The 18,353-nt window shown below is 68.7% G+C and carries 21 protein-coding genes and 1 pseudogene; 12 read left to right on the forward strand and 10 right to left on the reverse strand.

Annotated features, from left to right (window positions below; translation table 11 throughout):
* The first annotated feature begins 196 nt into the window (after positions 1-196).
* Both ACSR87_RS12335 and ACSR87_RS12340 read left to right on the forward strand, forming a co-directional pair.
* Positions 197-418, forward strand: coding sequence for a hypothetical protein (locus ACSR87_RS12335; RefSeq protein WP_004064191.1), 222 nt, complete (start codon positions 197-199; stop codon positions 416-418).
* Positions 419-551: 133 nt separating this feature from the next.
* Positions 552-983, forward strand: a complete 432-nt coding sequence (locus ACSR87_RS12340) for a universal stress protein (RefSeq protein ID WP_498530668.1) — start codon at positions 552-554, stop codon at positions 981-983.
* A gap of 23 nt (positions 984-1,006) precedes the next feature.
* On the opposite strand, the gene ACSR87_RS12345 is transcribed toward ACSR87_RS12340, so the two are convergent.
* Complete coding sequence (locus ACSR87_RS12345; protein ID WP_498530669.1) at positions 1,007-1,408, reverse strand: hypothetical protein; 402 nt, start codon at positions 1,406-1,408, stop codon at positions 1,007-1,009.
* A 150-nt stretch (positions 1,409-1,558) separates the two neighbouring features.
* Here ACSR87_RS12345 and ACSR87_RS12350 point away from each other — a divergent pair, with 150 nt between their 5' ends.
* Entirely contained in the window at positions 1,559-2,218 is a 660-nt protein-coding gene (locus ACSR87_RS12350; protein WP_498530670.1) for a bifunctional 4-hydroxy-2-oxoglutarate aldolase/2-dehydro-3-deoxy-phosphogluconate aldolase, read from the forward strand.
* Between the two features lie 448 nt (positions 2,219-2,666).
* Here the strand turns inward: ACSR87_RS12350 and ACSR87_RS12355 are convergent, their stop codons facing one another.
* From ACSR87_RS12355 to ACSR87_RS12385, 7 genes are all read right to left on the reverse strand, one after another.
* Complete coding sequence (locus ACSR87_RS12355; RefSeq protein WP_498530671.1) at positions 2,667-3,362, reverse strand: carbonic anhydrase; 696 nt, start codon at positions 3,360-3,362, stop codon at positions 2,667-2,669.
* A gap of 22 nt (positions 3,363-3,384) precedes the next feature.
* Positions 3,385-5,226, reverse strand: coding sequence for a PH domain-containing protein (locus ACSR87_RS12360; RefSeq protein ID WP_498530672.1), 1,842 nt, complete (start codon positions 5,224-5,226; stop codon positions 3,385-3,387).
* Positions 5,223-5,636 carry a PH domain-containing protein gene (locus tag ACSR87_RS12365; RefSeq protein ID WP_008573459.1) on the reverse strand — a complete coding sequence of 138 codons (414 nt, stop codon included), beginning with the start codon at positions 5,634-5,636 and terminating at the stop codon, positions 5,223-5,225. The genes ACSR87_RS12360 and ACSR87_RS12365 overlap by 4 nt, the downstream gene beginning before the upstream one ends.
* A 134-nt stretch (positions 5,637-5,770) precedes the next feature.
* Entirely contained in the window at positions 5,771-6,547 is a 777-nt protein-coding gene (locus tag ACSR87_RS12370) for a DUF7260 family protein (protein WP_498530673.1), read from the reverse strand.
* Positions 6,538-7,575: a metallophosphoesterase family protein gene (locus ACSR87_RS12375; protein WP_498530674.1), complete on the reverse strand. Its 1,038-nt coding sequence runs from the start codon at positions 7,573-7,575 to the stop codon at positions 6,538-6,540. Before ACSR87_RS12375 ends, ACSR87_RS12370 begins: the two co-directional genes overlap by 10 nt.
* Positions 7,572-7,697: a hypothetical protein gene (locus tag ACSR87_RS12380; protein WP_004043988.1), complete on the reverse strand. Its 126-nt coding sequence runs from the start codon at positions 7,695-7,697 to the stop codon at positions 7,572-7,574. The genes ACSR87_RS12375 and ACSR87_RS12380 overlap by 4 nt, the downstream gene beginning before the upstream one ends.
* A 106-nt stretch (positions 7,698-7,803) precedes the next feature.
* Complete coding sequence (locus ACSR87_RS12385; protein ID WP_115891321.1) at positions 7,804-8,250, reverse strand: transporter; 447 nt, start codon at positions 8,248-8,250, stop codon at positions 7,804-7,806.
* A 130-nt stretch (positions 8,251-8,380) separates the two neighbouring features.
* On the opposite strand from ACSR87_RS12385, the gene ACSR87_RS12390 reads away from it, so the two are divergent.
* Positions 8,381-10,552 carry a S9 family peptidase gene (locus ACSR87_RS12390; RefSeq protein ID WP_498530675.1) on the forward strand — a complete coding sequence of 724 codons (2,172 nt, stop codon included), beginning with the start codon at positions 8,381-8,383 and terminating at the stop codon, positions 10,550-10,552.
* 24 nt (positions 10,553-10,576) lie between these two features.
* On the opposite strand, the gene ACSR87_RS12395 is transcribed toward ACSR87_RS12390, so the two are convergent.
* Complete coding sequence (locus tag ACSR87_RS12395; RefSeq protein WP_498530676.1) at positions 10,577-11,263, reverse strand: YqjF family protein; 687 nt, start codon at positions 11,261-11,263, stop codon at positions 10,577-10,579.
* Positions 11,264-11,381: 118 nt separating this feature from the next.
* Here ACSR87_RS12395 and ACSR87_RS12400 point away from each other — a divergent pair, with 118 nt between their 5' ends.
* From ACSR87_RS12400 to ACSR87_RS12410, 3 genes and pseudogenes are all read left to right on the forward strand, one after another.
* On the forward strand, positions 11,382-12,227 hold the full coding sequence (locus ACSR87_RS12400; protein ID WP_498530677.1) for an aldo/keto reductase: 846 nt from the start codon (positions 11,382-11,384) through the stop codon (positions 12,225-12,227).
* Positions 12,228-12,229: 2 nt separating this feature from the next.
* A pseudogene (locus tag ACSR87_RS12405) lies at positions 12,230-12,747 on the forward strand (macro domain-containing protein).
* A 2-nt stretch (positions 12,748-12,749) separates the two neighbouring features.
* Positions 12,750-12,953 (forward strand): DUF8145 family protein, encoded by a 204-nt coding sequence (locus tag ACSR87_RS12410; protein WP_004064159.1) that lies wholly within the window; start codon positions 12,750-12,752, stop codon positions 12,951-12,953.
* Between the two features lie 49 nt (positions 12,954-13,002).
* Here ACSR87_RS12410 and ACSR87_RS12415 read toward each other — a convergent pair whose 3' ends face one another.
* Entirely contained in the window at positions 13,003-14,031 is a 1,029-nt protein-coding gene (locus tag ACSR87_RS12415; protein WP_008573471.1) for a succinylglutamate desuccinylase/aspartoacylase family protein, read from the reverse strand.
* A gap of 93 nt (positions 14,032-14,124) precedes the next feature.
* Between ACSR87_RS12415 and ACSR87_RS12420 the strand changes: the two genes are divergently transcribed.
* From ACSR87_RS12420 to ACSR87_RS12440, 5 genes are all read left to right on the forward strand, one after another.
* Positions 14,125-15,471 carry an oxidoreductase gene (locus ACSR87_RS12420; RefSeq protein WP_498530678.1) on the forward strand — a complete coding sequence of 449 codons (1,347 nt, stop codon included), beginning with the start codon at positions 14,125-14,127 and terminating at the stop codon, positions 15,469-15,471.
* Between the two features lie 26 nt (positions 15,472-15,497).
* Positions 15,498-15,872, forward strand: a complete 375-nt coding sequence (locus ACSR87_RS12425; RefSeq protein WP_004043983.1) for a helix-turn-helix domain-containing protein — start codon at positions 15,498-15,500, stop codon at positions 15,870-15,872.
* Positions 15,872-16,165: a DUF7521 family protein gene (locus tag ACSR87_RS12430; RefSeq protein ID WP_049897040.1), complete on the forward strand. Its 294-nt coding sequence runs from the start codon at positions 15,872-15,874 to the stop codon at positions 16,163-16,165. Before ACSR87_RS12425 ends, ACSR87_RS12430 begins: the two co-directional genes overlap by 1 nt.
* Positions 16,166-16,379: 214 nt before the next feature.
* Positions 16,380-16,805, forward strand: coding sequence for a thioredoxin (gene trxA / locus ACSR87_RS12435; protein WP_498530679.1), 426 nt, complete (start codon positions 16,380-16,382; stop codon positions 16,803-16,805).
* 60 nt (positions 16,806-16,865) lie between these two features.
* Complete coding sequence (locus ACSR87_RS12440; protein WP_498530680.1) at positions 16,866-18,344, forward strand: AMP phosphorylase; 1,479 nt, start codon at positions 16,866-16,868, stop codon at positions 18,342-18,344.
* Positions 18,345-18,353: the final 9 nt, after the last annotated feature.

An 18,353-nucleotide genomic window follows, 5' to 3' on the forward strand; every position in this document is an offset into this window, starting at 1 on the left:
ACGACTCGGGCACACGTTTTCGACGCACGGTTTCGACCCTCTGATTTTCCGGTTCGTCGCCGCGGTCCCGTCGCGCGACGACCCGCGTGCCAACATAAATCCCCCGCGATAGCGTGGGAGACTCCCGGTCAGTTTCCCGGACGCTGGGAAGCAGTCTCCGTTTATATTCGGTCGTCTCGCGTAGGCTCAAGCGACCATGAGCAACCTCGACTTGATGAAAGCTGGCATCGGCCTCGCGGTCGTCATCGGCATCGCCCTCACGGCGGTCGCCGGCTACGCGCTGTTTACGACGTTCGGCGGCATCGACGGCCTGACCGTCGCTCCGGAACTCCTCGTGTCCGTCCTCTTCGGCGGCCTGCTCGTCGCGGCCGCCGCGAGCGTCCGCCGGGTCGCCCCCAAACCCCGCACCCGCGTCTGAGGGGCTCGACGCCGACCGCACCGCGGCTCCGCTGACCTCCGTGCTCCGTTTTCTCCCCGCCGAGCGACGGCGTCGCCCGCCCGTTCCGACGCCGGCACAAAAGACGATATCGTCGGGACGCCAATGAACTGATATGTACGATACCGTTCTCGTCCCCACCGACGGCAGCGCCCGCTCCCGCGCGGCGGCCCGCCGTGCCATCGACCTCGCGGGTACGTCCGGCGGATCGATTCGCGCCCTCTCGGTCATCGAGGTCGACGACCTCGGGCTGTGGACCGCCGCCGACGTGCCGGTCGAACGAGTGCGCGCGAGCCTCCGCGACGCGGCCGAGATGGCCGTCGAGGAAATCGCATCGCTCGCCGGAGACGCGGGCGTCGACTGTGCGACCGAAATCCGAATCGGCGTGCCGTACCGGGAGATTCTGGACGCAACCGCCGAGACCGACGCGGACCTCGTGGTGATGGCGACCCACGGACGAACCGGGCTCGAACACGCGATTCTCGGGAGCACGACCGAACGGGTCGTCAGGCTCTCGGTCGTGCCCGTGTTGACCGTCAGGGAGTGAGACGAGAGCGAAGCGAGGCCGACTCAGACCAGCGCCCTGAGCCCGTCGCGGAGCGCCCGCCGGCCGTAGACCGCGAGGCCGACGGCCCCGGCCGCGCCCAACAGGAGCGGAATCACGTCGAAGCCGTCGACCGCCAACCGGAGCGCGCCCCAGACGAGGAACGCCGCGGCCTGCGCGACGTAGAACGCGAGGGTTCCGTTGAACGGGACGAAGCCGCCGGCGAGGAAGACCACACAGAGGAGCGCGATGCCGACCACGTCGGCGCTCATCGGCGGGAGCCAGCCGAAGGCGACCGCGCCGACGGCGAAGGCACAAAAGACGACGCCGACCGCCAGACGGAACGGTGCGATTTCGGCGAACAGCGATTTATCCGGCGGAACGACGTTCGAGCCGCCGTCCGTGGGCGTCGTCGATGTCGGTGACACGGTCGTAGTTCGTACAGAACTGTCAAAAAATTATGCTCTTTCGGGCTCACTCACGAGGATGCGACTGCCGCCGCAGCCCCCGTCGTGCGACCGAAGCGATGCCGCGAGGCCCCCAATTTAATACGATATGTAGTAAACGTCGAGACAACGATGGTCGCACTCGACGTACACGAGGACATGCAACGACTCGCCGACAGCGGCGTCGTCGCGGTGATGCGCGGCGCGGACGCGGACACCATCATCGACGTGGCCGACGCGCTCCACGAGGGCGGCGTCACCGCCTACGAAATCACGGCCGACAACCCCGACGCGATGGACCTCATCCGCGAGGTGTCGGCGTCCTTCTCGGACCGCGAGGCGATCGTCGGGGCAGGGACCGTTCTCGACGCGCCGACCGCCAACGCGGCCATCCAGGCCGGCGCGGAGTTCGTCGTCGGGCCGAACTTCGACGAGGGCGTCGTCGAGACCTGCAACCGCTACGGGACGCTCGTCGCGCCGGGCATCATGACACCGACCGAGGCGACCGACGCGTACTCCGCGGGCGCGGACCTCGTGAAGGTGTTCCCCGCGTCTTCGCTCGGCCCCGGTCACCTCAAGAGCATGAAGGGGCCGCTCCCGCAGATTCCGATGATGCCGACCGGCGGCGTCGGCCTCGACAACGCCGCGGACTACATCGACGCCGGCGCGGTCGTCGTCGGCGCGGGCGGCGCGCTCATGGACGACGAGGCAATCGAAAACGGCGACTTCGAGGTCATCACCGAGACGGCCCGCGAGTTCTCGAACGTCATCGACGACGCTCGGGACGACTGAGGGAGAGCGGAGGGTCGTCCTAACTTAAATGGTAGAATATATAACATGTATTTAGCTATCCAGGACGAGATATAATATAATAACAAAAAGGAACGAAATAACGGCCGTTTGGAATGATATTATGTTTAGTTCTGAACCAAAATATAAAAATGCAGCAATAAATAAACTAATCTTATCATACCCCTTCAGGTTATACGGCTGACTATCTCCGCTTGGGCTGAGTCCGCTTCCTTCCATTTGCGTTAATCACCCTCCTGTGAGAAAATAACCATGCCGGATACGATTTCGGCTCCTGAGCACCCATCGATCTACTTAGAGCTGGTTTCTTAATTTCAGTTTGGGGCATATTGTTTCCCGTTTCTGAGGTCTTCTTGTTCGTAGGCCGGAGATACCAGAAATCACGGGTTCCAACGGATCAAATCTCCTCGAACTGCCCGCCAATCACCTTTCACCGAATCGACCGTACACGCTCTTCGAATCCATCGGGAACCACGTCCGCGAGCGCCTCGGGGTCCGACTCGCCGTTGGCCGCGACGAGGTAGGCCGCGCCGTCGTCGTCGCCGTAGACGCGCTGGAAGTCGTAGACGAAGCCCCAGCAGTCGGTCGATTCGGGAACCTCGGCGCTCTCGGTGAGATACTCCACCTGTCGGACGACCGCGTACTCGACGAGTCGGTTGACCGCCTCGCCGCCCGGCGTGTCCGCGTCGAACACGCCGAGTTCGCGGGCCTCCTCGACGAGCGGGACGAGCCGCGAGACGGCGGCTTCGACCGACGCGGGCAGGTCTCCGACACTCTCGCCGGTGGCCGTCGCGTAGGCGGCCGTCACCGCGCCACAGCCCGTGTGGCCGAGGACGACCACGTCGGTCGACTTGAGCGCCGACACCGCGTAGCCGACGGCGTCGTTGACGACGAGTCGCCCGTCGACTTCGGTCCACACTTGGTTGCCGACGTTGACCGACGTGAACAGCTCGCCGGCCTCGTCGGCGCTCCAGACCGCGTCGGCGGGGACGCGGGAGTCCGAACAGCTCACCGAGACGACCGCCGGCGACTGCGCCTCGCGGACGCCCTCGAAGTGGTCGACGCCGAGGCTCTCGACGTGTCGCGCGTTCCCGGTCAAGAGCGACTCCAGCACTGTTCGCGTCATTGGATTACGTTTCGTCCCGACTCTATATAGCATCCCGCTCGTCGCTCGATTCATCGGGGTCGTCCGCGTCTTCGTCGTCCTCGCCCTCAGACTCGACCGACTCGCCCCAGATGAAGGGGTCGTCCGCTCTCGCCGGCTCGTCGGCGTCGTCCTCGGTGTCTGCGTTGTCGTCGGTGTCAGCGTCGTCGGTGTCTCCAGTGTCCGCAGCATCTTCAGCGTCGGCGTCGCCCCCGGCGGCCGCGGGTTCGGCTTCCTCGACGAACTCGGGGGTCTGGCTCACGTCGGCCTCGGCGTCGGTGACTGCCACCGAATCCGATGCGTCGGCGTCGCGGTCCGGCTCCGCGGCGCGGATGCCGAGTGCGGCGTGTCGGGACTGCTGTCGGGCCTCGCGGCGCGCCGAAAGCGCCTCGCGGAGGCGGTCGTTCAGCGTCTCTCGAAGCTCCGCCGCGTCGATGACTTCGATGTCGACGGCGGTCGCGTCGCCACCGACGAGAGAGATGCTCCCCGCGGTGTCGGCCGTGACCGTCGAGACCCGCCAGCGACGCTGGAAAATCGTCCGGCGCTCGATGACCGTCTGCACCCGGTAGTAGGGGACGAAGCGCGTCTCGCGCTTCCAGAATCCGTTTCGGGTGACGATGTGGTCCTCGGTGAGCGCGTAGCCGCGGTGCCGCCACTGGAGCGCGCCGGCGACGACGGCCACCGGGACGAGCGCCAGCGGGACGAACCACGGGATCTCCTGCGGGAGGAGCCGGTCCGCGCCGTAGAGCGCGAGCGTCGCACCCCCGAGGACGAGCGAGTAGCGGACGGCGTAGCGCCGGCGGATGCGCGTCGGCGGCCCCTCGAACGTCGGCAGCTCGACGCCTTCGAGGTCGGCGACGAGGCCAAGCACGCGGTCGCGGGTCGCAAGCGGGATGGCCGCTTCGGAGCCGCGACCGCCGCCGCCGGACCCGTTTGTCCCGTCGGAGCTGGGGGCGTAGCCCGCGGTCTCGACGAGGAGCGTCGCGTAGCCGAACCGGCGCTTCAGGGGGTTGTCCTCGACGGTGAGCGTCTGGAGTTTGTCGAGCGGAATCGACCCGTTGTAGCGCTGGAGGAGGCCGCGTTCGTACTGGAGTTCGTCGCCGACGCGGGTCAGTCGGAAGCCGTAGTAGTTCACCACCGCGGAGGCGAAGCCGGCGGCCCACGAGACGAGCGCGACGAGGAGGCCCACCGCGAGGATGCCGACGCTCGCGGCCGCGGCGCTCCCGGCGGGGACCGGCACGTCCACGTACGACGCGACGATGGGGAAGACGGTCGACCCGAACACGAAGACGAGACCGGGCAGTCGGAGGTCGAACGACAGCGCGCCGACGATGGCCAACTCGCGGGGCGTCAGTTCGAACAGCAGTTCCTGTTCGGGTTCGGACGCGTCGCCGTCTTTACCGCCGCGTTTCAGGCGGGCGACCTCCGACTGGATGCGGCGGGCCTCCTCGTAGCTGACGAATCGGAGACTGCCTTCGGTCTCGCCGCCGCCCGCGGTTTCGAGGTCCACGGCGGCGATACCGACCAGCCGCTGGGCGACGTTGCGGGAGATGTCGACGTTCTGGATGCGCCGGTAGGGAATCTCGCGGTTGCGCCGGGAGAACACGCCCGACCGGATGTCCAGCGTGTCCGGCGTGAGTTCGTACTCGAACCGGCGGAAGTAGGCGAGTTCGTAGCCGGCGATGGCGACCACGACGACGCCGACGAGCGCGACCGCGCCGAGACCGCCGAGGAACCCGCCGAACGTGGTCCCGCCGGTGAACGCGAGGAACGCGAGCGCAAAGGCGATGCTGGCGCTGCGCTGGACCGCCCGATAGGGCACCGAGAGCGGCGACAGCCGGGTCATACCGCGTCGTCGCCCTCGGACGCGATTGCGAGGCGCTTCAGTCGGTCCTGAAGGTCCTCTGCGCCCTCCGGAGTGAGCCCCGGAATCGCCACGTCGGCCCCGCGGGAGCCGGCGGTGTAGACGACGGTCGATGCGAGGCCGACGAGCCGTTCGAGCGGGCCGCGGGCCGAGTCGACGTGCTGGACCCGGACGAACGGGACCACGGTGTTGACCTTGGTGAGGACGCCGCGCTGGAGGTACAGCGAGTCGTCGCGGACCTCGTAGCCCCACGCCCGATACCGGAGCAGGGCGACGGCGACGCCGACGACGAGGAAGACGCCGCCGACCGCGACGGGGACGAACGTCGGTATCGGGACGGGCGCGAACAGCGTCGCCGCGGTCGCTACGCCGCCGGCGACGAGCGCGAACACGACCGCTCGAGCGACCCAGAGAAGACGGATACGGGGGTGGAGGCGATTCACGGGAATCCCTCCGAGCGCGTGAACATCGTACACTCCGGCGTCTCCTTGAACGGATAAATAACTGTGGCCGCGCCCGAATCGGCTTACGGGGTGGCGGCGAGGTGGCGTTCGACCCGTCGGGTCGCGGTGGCGAGCGTCGAGCCGACCGCCGCGAGCGTCGCGAGCACCGGGTACCGGACCGACAGGTCGGCGTAGAAGAACTCCGTCACGTCCGGCACCAGCCCGGAGAGCGCCCGTCGGTGGTGTGAAATCGTCTCCTGTCGCGCCGCGACGAGTGCTTCGAGTCGCTCGCGGAGCGCCGATAGCTCCTCGTAAAGCGCCAACAGCGCGTCGAAGCCGCGGTCGGACAGCGGCGTCCGGTCGAGGTCGTCGAGCCGCCCGAGGAGGGATGCGATATCGTCGCGCATCGACGCCACGGACTCGGCCTCCTCGTCGACGACGTCGATGAACTTCCCGCGCTCGTCCAGCGACGAGGCGGCGGCCGCTGCAATCGTGCGCCGGAGCGGGGCCGAGAGAACGCTCGCGGACCGGAACGCGGTCGCAACGTCCGGGCCGAACTCGGCGGCGAAGCTCTCCCCGAAGTCGTCGCCGTACTCCTCGTCGTAGTGCGGGACGGACATCACGGTCCGCTCGTAGCTCCGACGCAGGCCGGAGAGCGCGGCGTCGGTTCCGCCCCGCCCGCCCCGCTGGCCGACGAGCGTCGCGGCCGCGGGGGTCTGATTCGGAGCCGACGCCGTCGCCTGCGACGCGGCGACCTCGCGGCGGAACGCCCGGAACGCCTCGCGTTCGTCCACGCAGCGGCGGCGCTCGGCGCGAAGTGCCTCGCGGGCGTCGTCGAGGCGGTCGAGGCTCACCGCCATCGAACCGCCCCCGGAACGTCCGAGCCGACAATCCGTCGCGGCGGCCTCCGCTCGTCGACGAGGGGGAGCGCCGACAGCTGCCCGCGGTCGGCGTGCGCGGCGATGCCCTGCCCGTGGGCGGCCCCGCTGGCGGCGAGGGTGTACGCCTCGGCCATGCCTTTCGGCCCCGCGAGCGGGACGTGTCGGACGGTCGTCCCGCGGCGGTCGATGTCGACCACGACGAACGACTGCGGGAACGAGCAGGTCGCCGGGGCGATGAGTTCGCGGACGCCGGCTCGCACGGCCGTCGCGGGCCAGTGGATGTGTCCGGAGAGCACGAGCGGCACGTCGTGATTCGCGAGCACCGCGGCGAGTTCGTCGGCGTTGCGGAGTTGGTAGAAGTCGGCGTCGGGGAACTGGCCGGTGTGGCGGCGAGGGTGGAAGACGTTGTGGTGGAGGACGACGACCGGGGTCGCCGCGTCAGCGAGGACGGTGTCGAGCCAGCGGAGTTGGGCGTCGGGAACGGCCCCCTCGTGGGTGTCGGTGAGAGCGAGGTCCGGGCCGCCGCTGGCGGAGTCGAGGCCGACGATGTCGACGCCGCCGACCCGGCGGACGAACGGGAGGGAGCCGTCGGCGTAGCGCGCCGCGAACTCGGCCGGCGTCGGGGCGTCGTAGTCGTCCCAGCGCTTCGGCACGTCGTGGTTGCCGGGCACCGCGACCCGCGGCCCCGGCAGGTCGCGGAGGAGTTCGTCGACCACGTCGTACTCCTCGGGGCGGCCGTCGCGGGTCAGGTCGCCGAGGAGGACCGTCGCATCGACGTCGAGGTCGGAGATGGTCGAGACGGCGGTCCGAAGCCGCGTCTCGCTCCGGTGGTAGGCCTTCCACGTACCGGAGCCCGTCGGCGTGACGTGCGGGTCGGCAACGACCGCGAGCCGGGTCGGCGTCTCCGAGACCGGCCGGCCGAGGCGTGCGAGCACGGGACCGGGACCGCGCTCGTCGGGGCACCCAACCGGCGTCTCCCCGATTATCGGCGGGGCGTCCGGACTCATCGGTCGATGGTCCGCGTGAACGTCCCCAGCGCGGTCTCCCGGTGGACGCGAATCCGCCCGGTGTCGGGACACAACTCGATTCGAAGCGGCGACTCGGTGGCGCGCGTCTCGTCCCCGTGCATACACGTGGATGCATCCGGAGCGAGATGATAAACATGTCGTACAGAATATATATTTTCGAACGTAGATATAGATACTCTACGGAGTCCTCGGGAGTCGGGGCCGGCGTCAGTTGAGGAGCAGGCCGGCGTCGACGAGGAGCAAGACGGCGACGAGCGCGGCACCGAGATAGAACGGTGCGGCCTTCTCGGCGGGCGTGCGGACCTTCTTCTCCGCGAGGCCGTCTTTCGCACGGGCGCGGCCGACTTCGACGAGGCCGGTCAGGACGAACCAGAGCGCGAGCATCCCGAGGACGAGGTGGCCGCGGCCGGTGCCCAGCAGGCTCTCGGCGGTGTAGCGCGTGCCGGCGAGGTGGCCGCCGGTGGCGAACATCACGAGCGAGGCCCCGCGGGACCACATCGTCAGCCGCGAGACGACCGATTCGAACGCGGCGGCGCGGATGTTCCCGGCGCGGGCGGTCGGCAACACGGCGAGCGCGAAAAAGAGGACGCTCCCCGTCCAGAGACCGCCCACGACGAGGTGGAGCGTTGCCATCACGGTGTCGATGAGTGCCATGTCCGTCGGGTTAGTTCAGCGATGCTTGAAGGTTTCACCTTCGCTCGGACGGGGGCGGTGGGTCGACCGCACGCGGTCGGCGGGTTCGCCGATACAAATCTATTTGTCACTCGGTCGAACGTTTCGAGCCATGTCAGGTGAACTCCCTCCCGAAGCGTTCAGCGACCTCTCGGTCACCGGCGAGGTCGCCGTCTCGCCGGACGGGTCGACGGTCGCCTTCACCGCGACCGAGTGCGACCCCGACGAGGACGAACGCGTCGCCTCCCTGTTCGTGGTCCCCGCCGACGGCTCCCGAGAGCCGCACCGGCTCACTCGTCTCCCCGGCGCGTCGTCTCCGACGTGGTCGCCCGACGGAAGCCGACTCGCGTTCGTCGCCGCCCGCGATGAGGACCTGTCGCGGCGAGTCGGCCGCGCGGACGACGAAACCGAAGAAGAGGCCGACGATGCTGATGATGCCGACGCCGATGCCGAGGAGACCGACGACACCGACACCGACGATACCGACGACACCGACGATACCGACGACGAACTGTCAGCAGGCGGCGAGGACGGCCCCAAGCCGCAGGTGTGGTGTTTCGACCTCGAACTCGGCGGTGATGCGACCCAACTCACCGACCTCGACGAGGGCGTCTCGGAGTTCGACTGGTCGCCGGACGGCGACCGCCTCGTCGTCTCCGCGCGCGACCCGACCGACGACGAGCGCGCGTATCTCGACGAGCGGAAGGACGGCGGGCCGGTCGTGACCGAGCGGCTCCAACACAAAATCAACGGCGTCGGCTGGACCGACACGGTGACGACCTACCTGTTCGTCGTGGACCTCGACACGGGCGAGACGGAGCGCCTCGACGACGCGACGGCCGCGGGCGCATTCGCCGACGCCGGCGGTCTCCAGCCCGCGTGGGGGCCGGACGACCGAATCGCCTACGTCTCCTGCGACGCCGACCGCCCGGACGACACGCTCGAACAGGACCTGTTCGTCATCGACGCCGACGGCGCGAACGACCGGAAGCTGACGAGTGGCGGCCACACGACCGGGACGCCGCGCTGGAGCCCCGATGGCTCCCGAATCGCGTTTCAGGCGGGCGACTACGAGAACTGGTACGTCCCGCGCGAAATCCGCGTCGCCGACCTCGATTCCGGCGAGGTCCGGTCCGTCTCCGCGTCGCTCGACCGGACGCTCGCGTTGGGGGCCTCGCTGTCGTGGGCGAGCGACGACGAACTCTACGCGCTCGTCGCCGACGAGGGGAAGTCGCGCATCGTTCGGCTCGACCCCGACGCCGACGACCCGGAACGCGTGTTCGACGCACAGGGCGAGTACAGAGCGATACAGGGACTGCACATCGCCGGCGATACGGCCGGCCTGCTCGTCTCCGACCCGGCCGACGGCTGGGACGCCTACGCCGTCTCGCTGGCCGACATCGACGCGGTCGACGCGGCCCACGCCGAGTCGTTCACCCGGCTGTCGGCGCTCAACGAGACCGTCACCGACGAGTACGAGATGCCGCAGGTCCGACGCGTCGTCTTCGAGAGCGACGGCTGGGAGGTCGAGGGCGTTGTCTACGCGCCCGCCGACTTCGACTTCGACGACCCCGACCCGCATCCGACGGTCGTCGCCATCCACGGCGGCCCCATCGCCTACGACGAACCGGCGTTCCGGTTCGACCACCCGGTGTTCACCTCCCGCGGCTATCTCGTCGTGCGCGTGAACTACCGCGGGAGCACCTCTTACGGCCGCGACTTCGCGGAACAGCTCCGAGGGAAGTGGGGGTCGGTCGAGGTGGACGACATCGTCGCGGGCATCGAGGACCTCGTCGACCGCGGCTGGACCGACCCGGAGCGCGTCTTCGGCTACGGCATCTCCTACGGCGGCGTCGCGCAGGGGTACCTCGTGACCCAGACCGACCTCCTGACGGCGGCCGCTCCCGAACACGGCATCTACGACCTGCGGTCGTCGTACGGTACCGACGACAGCCACCTGTGGACGAGATACGAGTTCGGCCTGCCGTGGGAGAACCCGGAGGCGTTCGACGCCTCGTCGGCCATCACCGACGCCGGCAACATCGACACGCCGCTTTTGGTGATGGCGGGCGGGCAGGACTGGCGCTGTCCGCCGAGCCAGTCCGAACAGCTCTACGTCTCCGCGAAGGCGCAGGGCGTCGACGCCAAACTCGTCGTCTACCCGGAGGAACAGCATTCGATTTCGACGCCCGAGCGGGCGACTCACCGACTGGAACAGATTCTCGACTGGTACGAGCGACACGACCCGGCGGTCGAGACAGTGGAGACCGACGACGGCCAGTAGGCGGCGTCACCGAAGCCACCGGCGTCACCGGAGTACCGCGGGCGATTTCGCCGTCACGTCGAGGTCGGCCGCGTAGTGGAGTATCGGGTCGCCGCCGGGGTGGTCGAAGCCGCAGGCCTCGAACATCGTGTTCGCGCGAATCTCCGCCTCCACGTCCTGTATCGGCCACGGGTCGTGGTCGATATCGCCGATGACGACGGGCCAGTCGTCCGTGTAAAAGCGGTAGTTCTCGACGAGGAACGCGTCGAGCGAGCCGGGGTCGAGGGTTCGGACCTCGCCGGTCGGTCGGTAGGTCGCCTCGAACCGCGCCGCCGGCGTCTCGGCGGTCGCCGGCCGGTAGCTCTCGTAGTCGACCGCGCCGTCTCGTTCTTCGACCGAGATGTTCGCGTAGTGGTACGGGAGCCGGTAGCCCAGTCGGGCCATCGTCACGCCGAGGCGGTCCGCGGCGTCGAGCGTGAAGAAGTAGACGCCGCGGGGGCCGCCGTCGGCGGGTTCGACGTAGGTCCGGAGGTTCACCTCGGGGAACCCCAGTCCGATGGGCGACCCGCGCGGGCGGATGTCCGTCATGTCGAACGAGACGACACCGAGCCACGCCCGCCCGTCGTGAGTGGCCACCGAGAGCCGGTCGGGGAGCCGCGGCTCCACGAGTTCGGGGTCGACCGGCCAGTGGGCGAACAGCGTGTGCCGCCAGCGCATCGACAGGAGGTCCATAGCGACCGTTCGGCCCGCCGACGGGTGTGGGTTTCGGCGGCTCAACACCCCCTGCTCCGCGGCGGGTTCCCGGCCGCTCCGCCGAAACGACCACCTGTCTGGCGACCAATCAGTACCCATGGGACTCGACAACGCCAGCGGCACGTTCGATATCGGCGGCGACCTCACGGTGCACCGACTCGGCTTCGGCGCGATGCGTATCACCGGCGACGACATCATCGGCGAGCCCGACGACGTGGAGAACGCGAAGAAGGTCCTCCACGAGTCGCTCACTCACGGCGTCGACCTCATCGACACGGCGGACTCCTACGGTCCCGCCGTCTCCGAGCGCCTCATCGGCGAGGCGCTCGCGCCCTACCCGGACGACCTCGTGGTCGCCACGAAGGGCGGCCTGCTCCGCAACACCGACGGCGACTGGAAGCCCAACGGCGACCCCGACTACCTCCGGAACGCCGTCCTCGGGAGCCTCGACCGCCTCCGCGTGGACACCATCGACCTCTATCAGCTCCACCGCCCGGACCCGCACGTCCCCTTCGAGGACTCGGTCCACGCGCTCGCGGAGATGAAAGACGAGGGGCTGATTCGACACGTCGGCCTCTCGAACGTCTCGGTCGAACAGCTCGACGAGGCGCGCGACATCGTCGACATCGCCACGGTCCAGAACCGGTTCAACGTCGGTGACCGCGAGTTCGAGGCCAGCCTCGACGCCTGCGAGCAGTACGGCGTCGGCTTCATCCCGTGGTACCCGCTGGGCGCGGGCGACCTCGGTGACCGAGCAGACGCCGTCGCCGCGGTCGCGGAGAAACACGACGCGACGCCCCAGCAAATCGCCCTCGCGTGGCTCCTGCACCGGTCGGACGTGATGCTCCCCATCCCCGGCACGTCCAGCGTCTCGCACCTCCGCGACAACGTGGCGGCCTCGCACATCGCCCTCGACGACGAGGACATGGACCGACTCGCCTGACCATGGAGTTCACCGTCGTCCAAGGCGATATCGCCGCCCAGTCGGCCGACGCGCTGGTGAACGCCGCGGGAACGAGTCTCCGAATGGGGTCGGGTGTCGCGGGCGCGCTCCGTCGCGGCGGCGGTCCCGAACTGAACGAGGCCGCGATGGCGAAGGGGCCGATAGACCTCGGCTCGGTCGCCGTCACCGACGCCTTCGACCTCGACGCCGAGGTCGTGATTCACGCCGCGGCGATGCCCCACTACGGCGACGCGCAAGCGACCGCCGCGAGCATCCGCGATGCCACAAAAACGCCCTTCGGGCCGCGGACGACCGCGGCTGCGAGTCGCTCGTGATTCCGGCGCTCGGCTGCGGCGTCGCCGGGTTCGACCTCGTCGACGGCGCGCGACTCATCTGCGAGGAGATTCGGGCGTTCGAGCCGACTTCGCTCCGCGACGTTCGGTTCGTCGCCTACGCGGACGACGAGTTCGAGACGATTTCGCGGGTCGCTGACGCGGTCGGTTCGGGCACGGGCGAGTGAGCATGAGCGACGCGACCGACCCGGAACTGTGTCCGGTCTGTGCGACGCCCTACGACTCGGTCTCGCTCCACGACCGCGGCCTGCTCGTCAACCTCCTCGACAACGAGCGCTACCGACGCGTCTGCTTCGAGCCGGTCGAACGCGACGGCCGGCCGCACGTCCGATTTTTCCACCACACGCACGAGCAGGTCGGCGCGGACGACTGACCGGGCGGGGATGAGGCGACACGAGCGCGTCTGATTCGTCTCGCCCCGCCTAACTCCACGGGCGTTCGGTAAACTCGCCGGCCTCGATTTCGCGCTCTATCTCGCGGAGCGTCGCGTCGTCGACGCTGACGAGGTGACAGAGCGGGTGGCCGGGCGCGGCGACCGGGTTCTGGAGGACGCCGGCGACGAGGCCGGTGAAGGGGGCCGAGACGCGCTTTTCTCTCGTCTTGAAGTGGTCCGAGATGGTGCAGATGGTGTCGCCCTCGTGGACCAGCGGCACGTCGCCGTACTGCATCTCGACGAGGCCGCCAACGTCGGCGCGGAGCCACGTCTTGTCCGTCGCGGAGTCGATGACGCGCGTCCAGCCCGGCCAGCTAACCGCCTCGTCCGGGAGGACGCCGTACTCTGCGAGGACGCTCTCGACGCCGTCGAGCGCGCGGTCGACCATCGCCGGCTGGAAGCGGTGGGCGCGGCCCATCTCGACGGTGATGGTCGGAATCCCGTCGTTGGTGGCGACGGTGCGGAGCGAACTCGCCTCGGCCTCGCCCGAGAGGATGAGGTTCGCGCCGAACGACCGCGCGAGGCGGGCGACCTCGGGGCGGCTCATGTCGGCGCGGACGTGGTACATGGTCGTCCGGTTGCGCGTCGAGGTGTGGAAGTCGATGCCGAGGTCGCAGGGCTCGACGAACCGGCGGTAGATTTGGTTCGCCATGCGCTCGGCCGTGTTCGCGCCGTCGCGGCCGGGGAACGACCGATTCAGGTCGAGGTCGTAGATGGGGATGTAGCGCTGTTGGGCGAGGTAGCCCGGGACGTTCGCCACGTGGATGCAGACGATGGTGCCGTGGATGTCGGCGGGGTTGTACCGGCTCGCGACCTCCTGCATCACCTTCACGCCGTTGAGTTCGTCGCCGTGGAGCGCCGCGGTCATGAAGACCGAGGGGCCGCCCTGCTCGCCGTTGATGACGGTGACGGGTATCTCGACGGGGTCGCCGAGGTACGTCTCGCTGATTTCGTATCTGAGGTGTCGCACCTCGCCCGGCGGCACCTCCGAGTCGTACCTGAACGGTTCGGGGTCCATGAGACGGTCATCGGCGGCGACAGGGAAGAAGGTTGACCGGCGGCCGACCGCCGCGTCGATTCGATTTACGTCGCTCGCGCGCCACTTCCACTCATGGCGACTCCTCGGCTCGACGACCCGCTCGACATCGGCGGGGTCACGCTCCGAAACCGGCTCTACCGCGCGCCGGTGCTCGAGTGCGCGGGCACCGGTCCCGACGCGCCCGAACGCCTCGCGGCCGAACTCGAACCCGCGGCGCGGGCCGGCGCGGGCCTCGTCTGTCAGGGGGCGACCATCGTCCGCGAGACGGGCGGCTGTGCCGCGCCGGGGATGACGCGAATCGCGGACCCCGAGTTCACGGCGTCGCTGTCGGCGGTGACGGAGCGAATCCACGACCACGGGTCGGCCGTCGCGGTCCAGTTGGAGTACGGCGGCCTGCGGAGCATGGAAACGTGGCACGCCGCGTACCGACGCGACCACCCGGATTTACGGCAGCTCGCCGTCTCCCGACCGCCGCGACCCCTCAGACTGCTCGACGCCCTTGGCTTCCTCGACTACGACGCGCACGTCATGACGACCGACGAGGTGTACGACCTCGCGGCCGACTTCGGTCGCTCCGCGGCGATGGCCGTCGACGCCGGCTACGACGTGGTCCACGTCGCCGGCGCGAACATGGGCATCGTCCACCAGTTCCTCTCGCCGTTCTACAACCGCCGGGACGACGAGTTCGGGGACGGCGTCCGGTTTCTGGAGGTCGTCTCCGACGAGGTGCGCTCGCGGGCGGGCGACGTGCCGCTCATGACGAAAGTGCCGGCCGAGACGGCCGCGCCGCCCGGCATCCGCAGACGCCTGACCGAGGACGACGCGGTCGGAATCTGTCGCCGCCTCGACGACGCGGGCTACGACGCGCTCGTCCCCGTCTCGGGGTCGGTGTTCTGGGACGCGAGCATCGTCCGGGGGTCGTTCCCGGCCCGCGCGTGGCGCGACGACCGCTACCGCGACGGCTACGCCGCGGCCTTCGGCGGCCCGCTCCGGGCGCGACTCGTCGAACTCGGCAACCGAATCGAGGCCGCGTGGTACGACTTCGACCCGGCGTGGAACGCCGACCTGTGCCGCCGCGTCCGCGACGCCGTCTCGGTGCCCGTGCTCTGCGAGGGCGGCATCCGCGAGCGCGGCGATATCGACCGACTGCTCGGTGACGCCTGCGACGCCGTCGGGATGGCCCGGCCGTTCTACGCCGAACCGGAACTCCCGGCGCGACTGCTCGGCCGCGACGTGTCGGCCGACACGCGGGTCGTCTGCGAGAACTGCAACAACTGCGCGGTGCCGCAGGCGACGGGCGCGCCGGGGGTCTGTCGAACCCCCGCGGTGTTGGCTCGCGCGGGGACCCTCAGAATGGAGGGCGCGTACGATACAGACGCCGAGACCGCGGACGGCGACGAGGCCGACCCGGAGGGTTAATAAGGCTCTCGCCGGAGTTCTGGATAATGGCGCGCGACCGGTCCGCGATGGAGTCGGCCGAACTGACGGCGGTGCTCGACGCGCTCGACGACGCGGACGCCCGAGCCATCATCAGAGGACTCGAAGAACCCATGACGGCAAGCGAAATCTCAGATACGTGTGACATCCCGCTTTCGACGACGTACAGGAAGCTGGACCTGCTCACGGACGCGGCGCTCCTCTCCGAGGGGACCCAGATTCGCGCGGACGGTCACCACGCGACGACCTACGAGGTCGCCTTCGACGAGGTGCGAATCGCCCTCAACGACGAGCGCGACTTCGACGTCGCGGTCGGCCGCCCCGAGCAGACGCCCGACGAACGCCTCGCCGATATCTGGTCGCGGGTACGGAGGGAGACCTGATGGGGCATCTCACCACATCGCCGACGATTGCGACGATGATTATCGTCGTCAAGACCGGCATCCTCGTCCTCGGCGGGCTCATCACCTACTTCAGCTACAAGGCGTACCGGAACACCGGAGCGGCGTCGCTCCGCGCGCTCGCGCTCGGCTTCGGCGTCGTCACGCTCGGCGCGATGCTCGGCGGCGCGCTCGACGTGATTCTCAACGTCGACCTCGCCACCGGACTGCTCATCGACTCGGTGCTGACGCTCATCGGCTTCGCGGTCATCACCTACTCGCTGTACGTCGACTGAGCCGGACCGAAAGACAGCCTTCGAACTTCCCGAGCCGCCTCCGAACCAACCCGTAACTCGCGGTCGCGTCGCCGCCGTTTCTGTCTCGTCTCTCGGTCGCAAGCCACAGCGGCGTCTCCGGGGTGTGCTGTCTGTCACCTCGAACCACTCTCTGCGGATATTATTGTCTAAATCGTGCAAAACTGTTATTACGTCGCGGCCGGTATCGGTAGGTATGTCCGACGACGAACTGACCGATATTCGGAAGCAGAAACGCGAACAGCTCGAATCCCAGACCCGCGGTGACGGTGGAAGTGCGGCGAAGGAAGCCTCGGATGGCCCGGCAGAGCCCATCCACGTCGATGGCGCGGACGGGCTGGACGACGCCGTCGCCTCGTACGACGTGGTGCTCGTGGACTTCTACGCGGATTGGTGTGGTCCGTGCAAGATGCTCGAACCCACCGTGAAGAAGCTCGCGGAGAACACCGACGCCGCGGTCGCCAAGGTCGACGTGGACGCGAACCAGGAGCTCGCCGCCCAGTACCAGGTTCGGGGCGTCCCGACGATGGTGTTGTTTGCCGACGGCGAAGCGGTCGAACAGCTCGTCGGCGTCCGCGGTTACGACGACCTGAAGAACCTCGTCGAAGCCCACCTCGCGTAAGCGTTCTCGGTCCCCGAGACTCGGGGTCGATTTATTGACTCTCTCGCCCGACCGTCGGGTATGCAACTCGTCGCCGAGCACATCGACATCGGAACTCGGTCGCCGACGGTCCTCCTGAACGAGAGCGACGCGGCCGAACTCGGGGTCCACGCGCTCGAACGCGTCCAACTGCGCCGGGACGGGCGGACGACCATCGGCATCGTTGAGCTGACGGACGAACTCGTCTCCGAGGGGACCCTCGGCGTGACGCGCCGCCTCGGCCACATCGAGGGCGACGTGGAGGTGTCGGTCGCGCCGCAGCCCGACTCGGTGTACTACATCCGCAAGAAGCTCGACGACATCGAACTCGAAGCCGACGAACTGTCCCAACTCGTCCGCGACATCTACGAGGAGCGCCTCGCCGACGTGGAACTCGGGGCGTACGTCTCCGCGACCTACACCAACGGGCTGTCCATGGAGGAGACGATGCACCTCACGGAGTCGATGGCGGACGTGGGCGAGACCATCGCGTGGGAGGAGCCGGTCATCGTCGACAAGCACTCCATCGGGGGCGTCGCGGGCAACCGCGTCACGCCGATTCTCGTCCCCATCGTCGCCGCGGCGGGGCTGAAGATTCCGAAGACCTCCTCGCGGGCCGTCACCTCCGCGGCGGGCACCGCCGACACGATGGAAGTCCTCTGCGACGTGGCGTTCTCCGTCGCGGAGATACGCGATATCGTCGGGAAGACCGGCGGCTGTCTCGTCTGGGGCGGCGCGGTGAATCTCTCGCCGGTCGACGACCGCATCATCCGCGCCGAGACGCCGCTTTCTATCGACCCCAAAGGACAGCTCATCGCCTCCGTTCTCTCGAAAAAGAAGAGCGCCGGCTCGACCAACGTCGTCGTCGATATCCCTTACGGCGAGGGCGCGAAAGTCGAGAGCCTCGCGGAGGCGCGCGAACTCGCTGAGGACTTCAACCGCGTCGGCGACCACCTCGGGATGGCCGTCGAGTGCGCCATCACGAACGGGGGCTCGCCGGTCGGCCGCGGCGTCGGCCCCGTGCTCGAAGCCCGCGAGGTCCTCGCCACGCTCGCCGGCGGCGGCCCGAACGACCTGCGGATAAAGGCGATTCGCCTCGCCGACCTGCTGTTCGAATCCACCGGCGTCGACGCCGACGCCGCCGAGATTCTGGACTCGGGTCAGGCCGAAGAAACCTTCCGCGAGATACTCGCCGCGCAGAACGGCGACCCCGACGTTGAGGCGGCGGACCTCTCACCCGGCCGGCACACCGTGTCGGTTCGCGCCGACCGCGACGGCGTGGTCACGCACGTCAACAACCGCCTCGTCAACGAGGTCGCCCGCCGGGCCGGCGCGCCGCGAGACCCCGGGGCGGGCCTCGAACTCCACCGCCGCGTCGGCGAGATGGCCGCCAGCGGCGAGACGCTGTTTACGGTCCACGCCGAGTCCGAGGACAAACTCGCCGACGCGAAGGCGCTCACCGAGCGCGTCGAGACCGTCCGGGTGCGACACCCCGACGAGGCGCTGGTCGAGCGGGTGTGAAACCCCTCG

The sequence above is a fragment of the Haloferax sp. SDI50 genome (assembly GCF_059802635.1).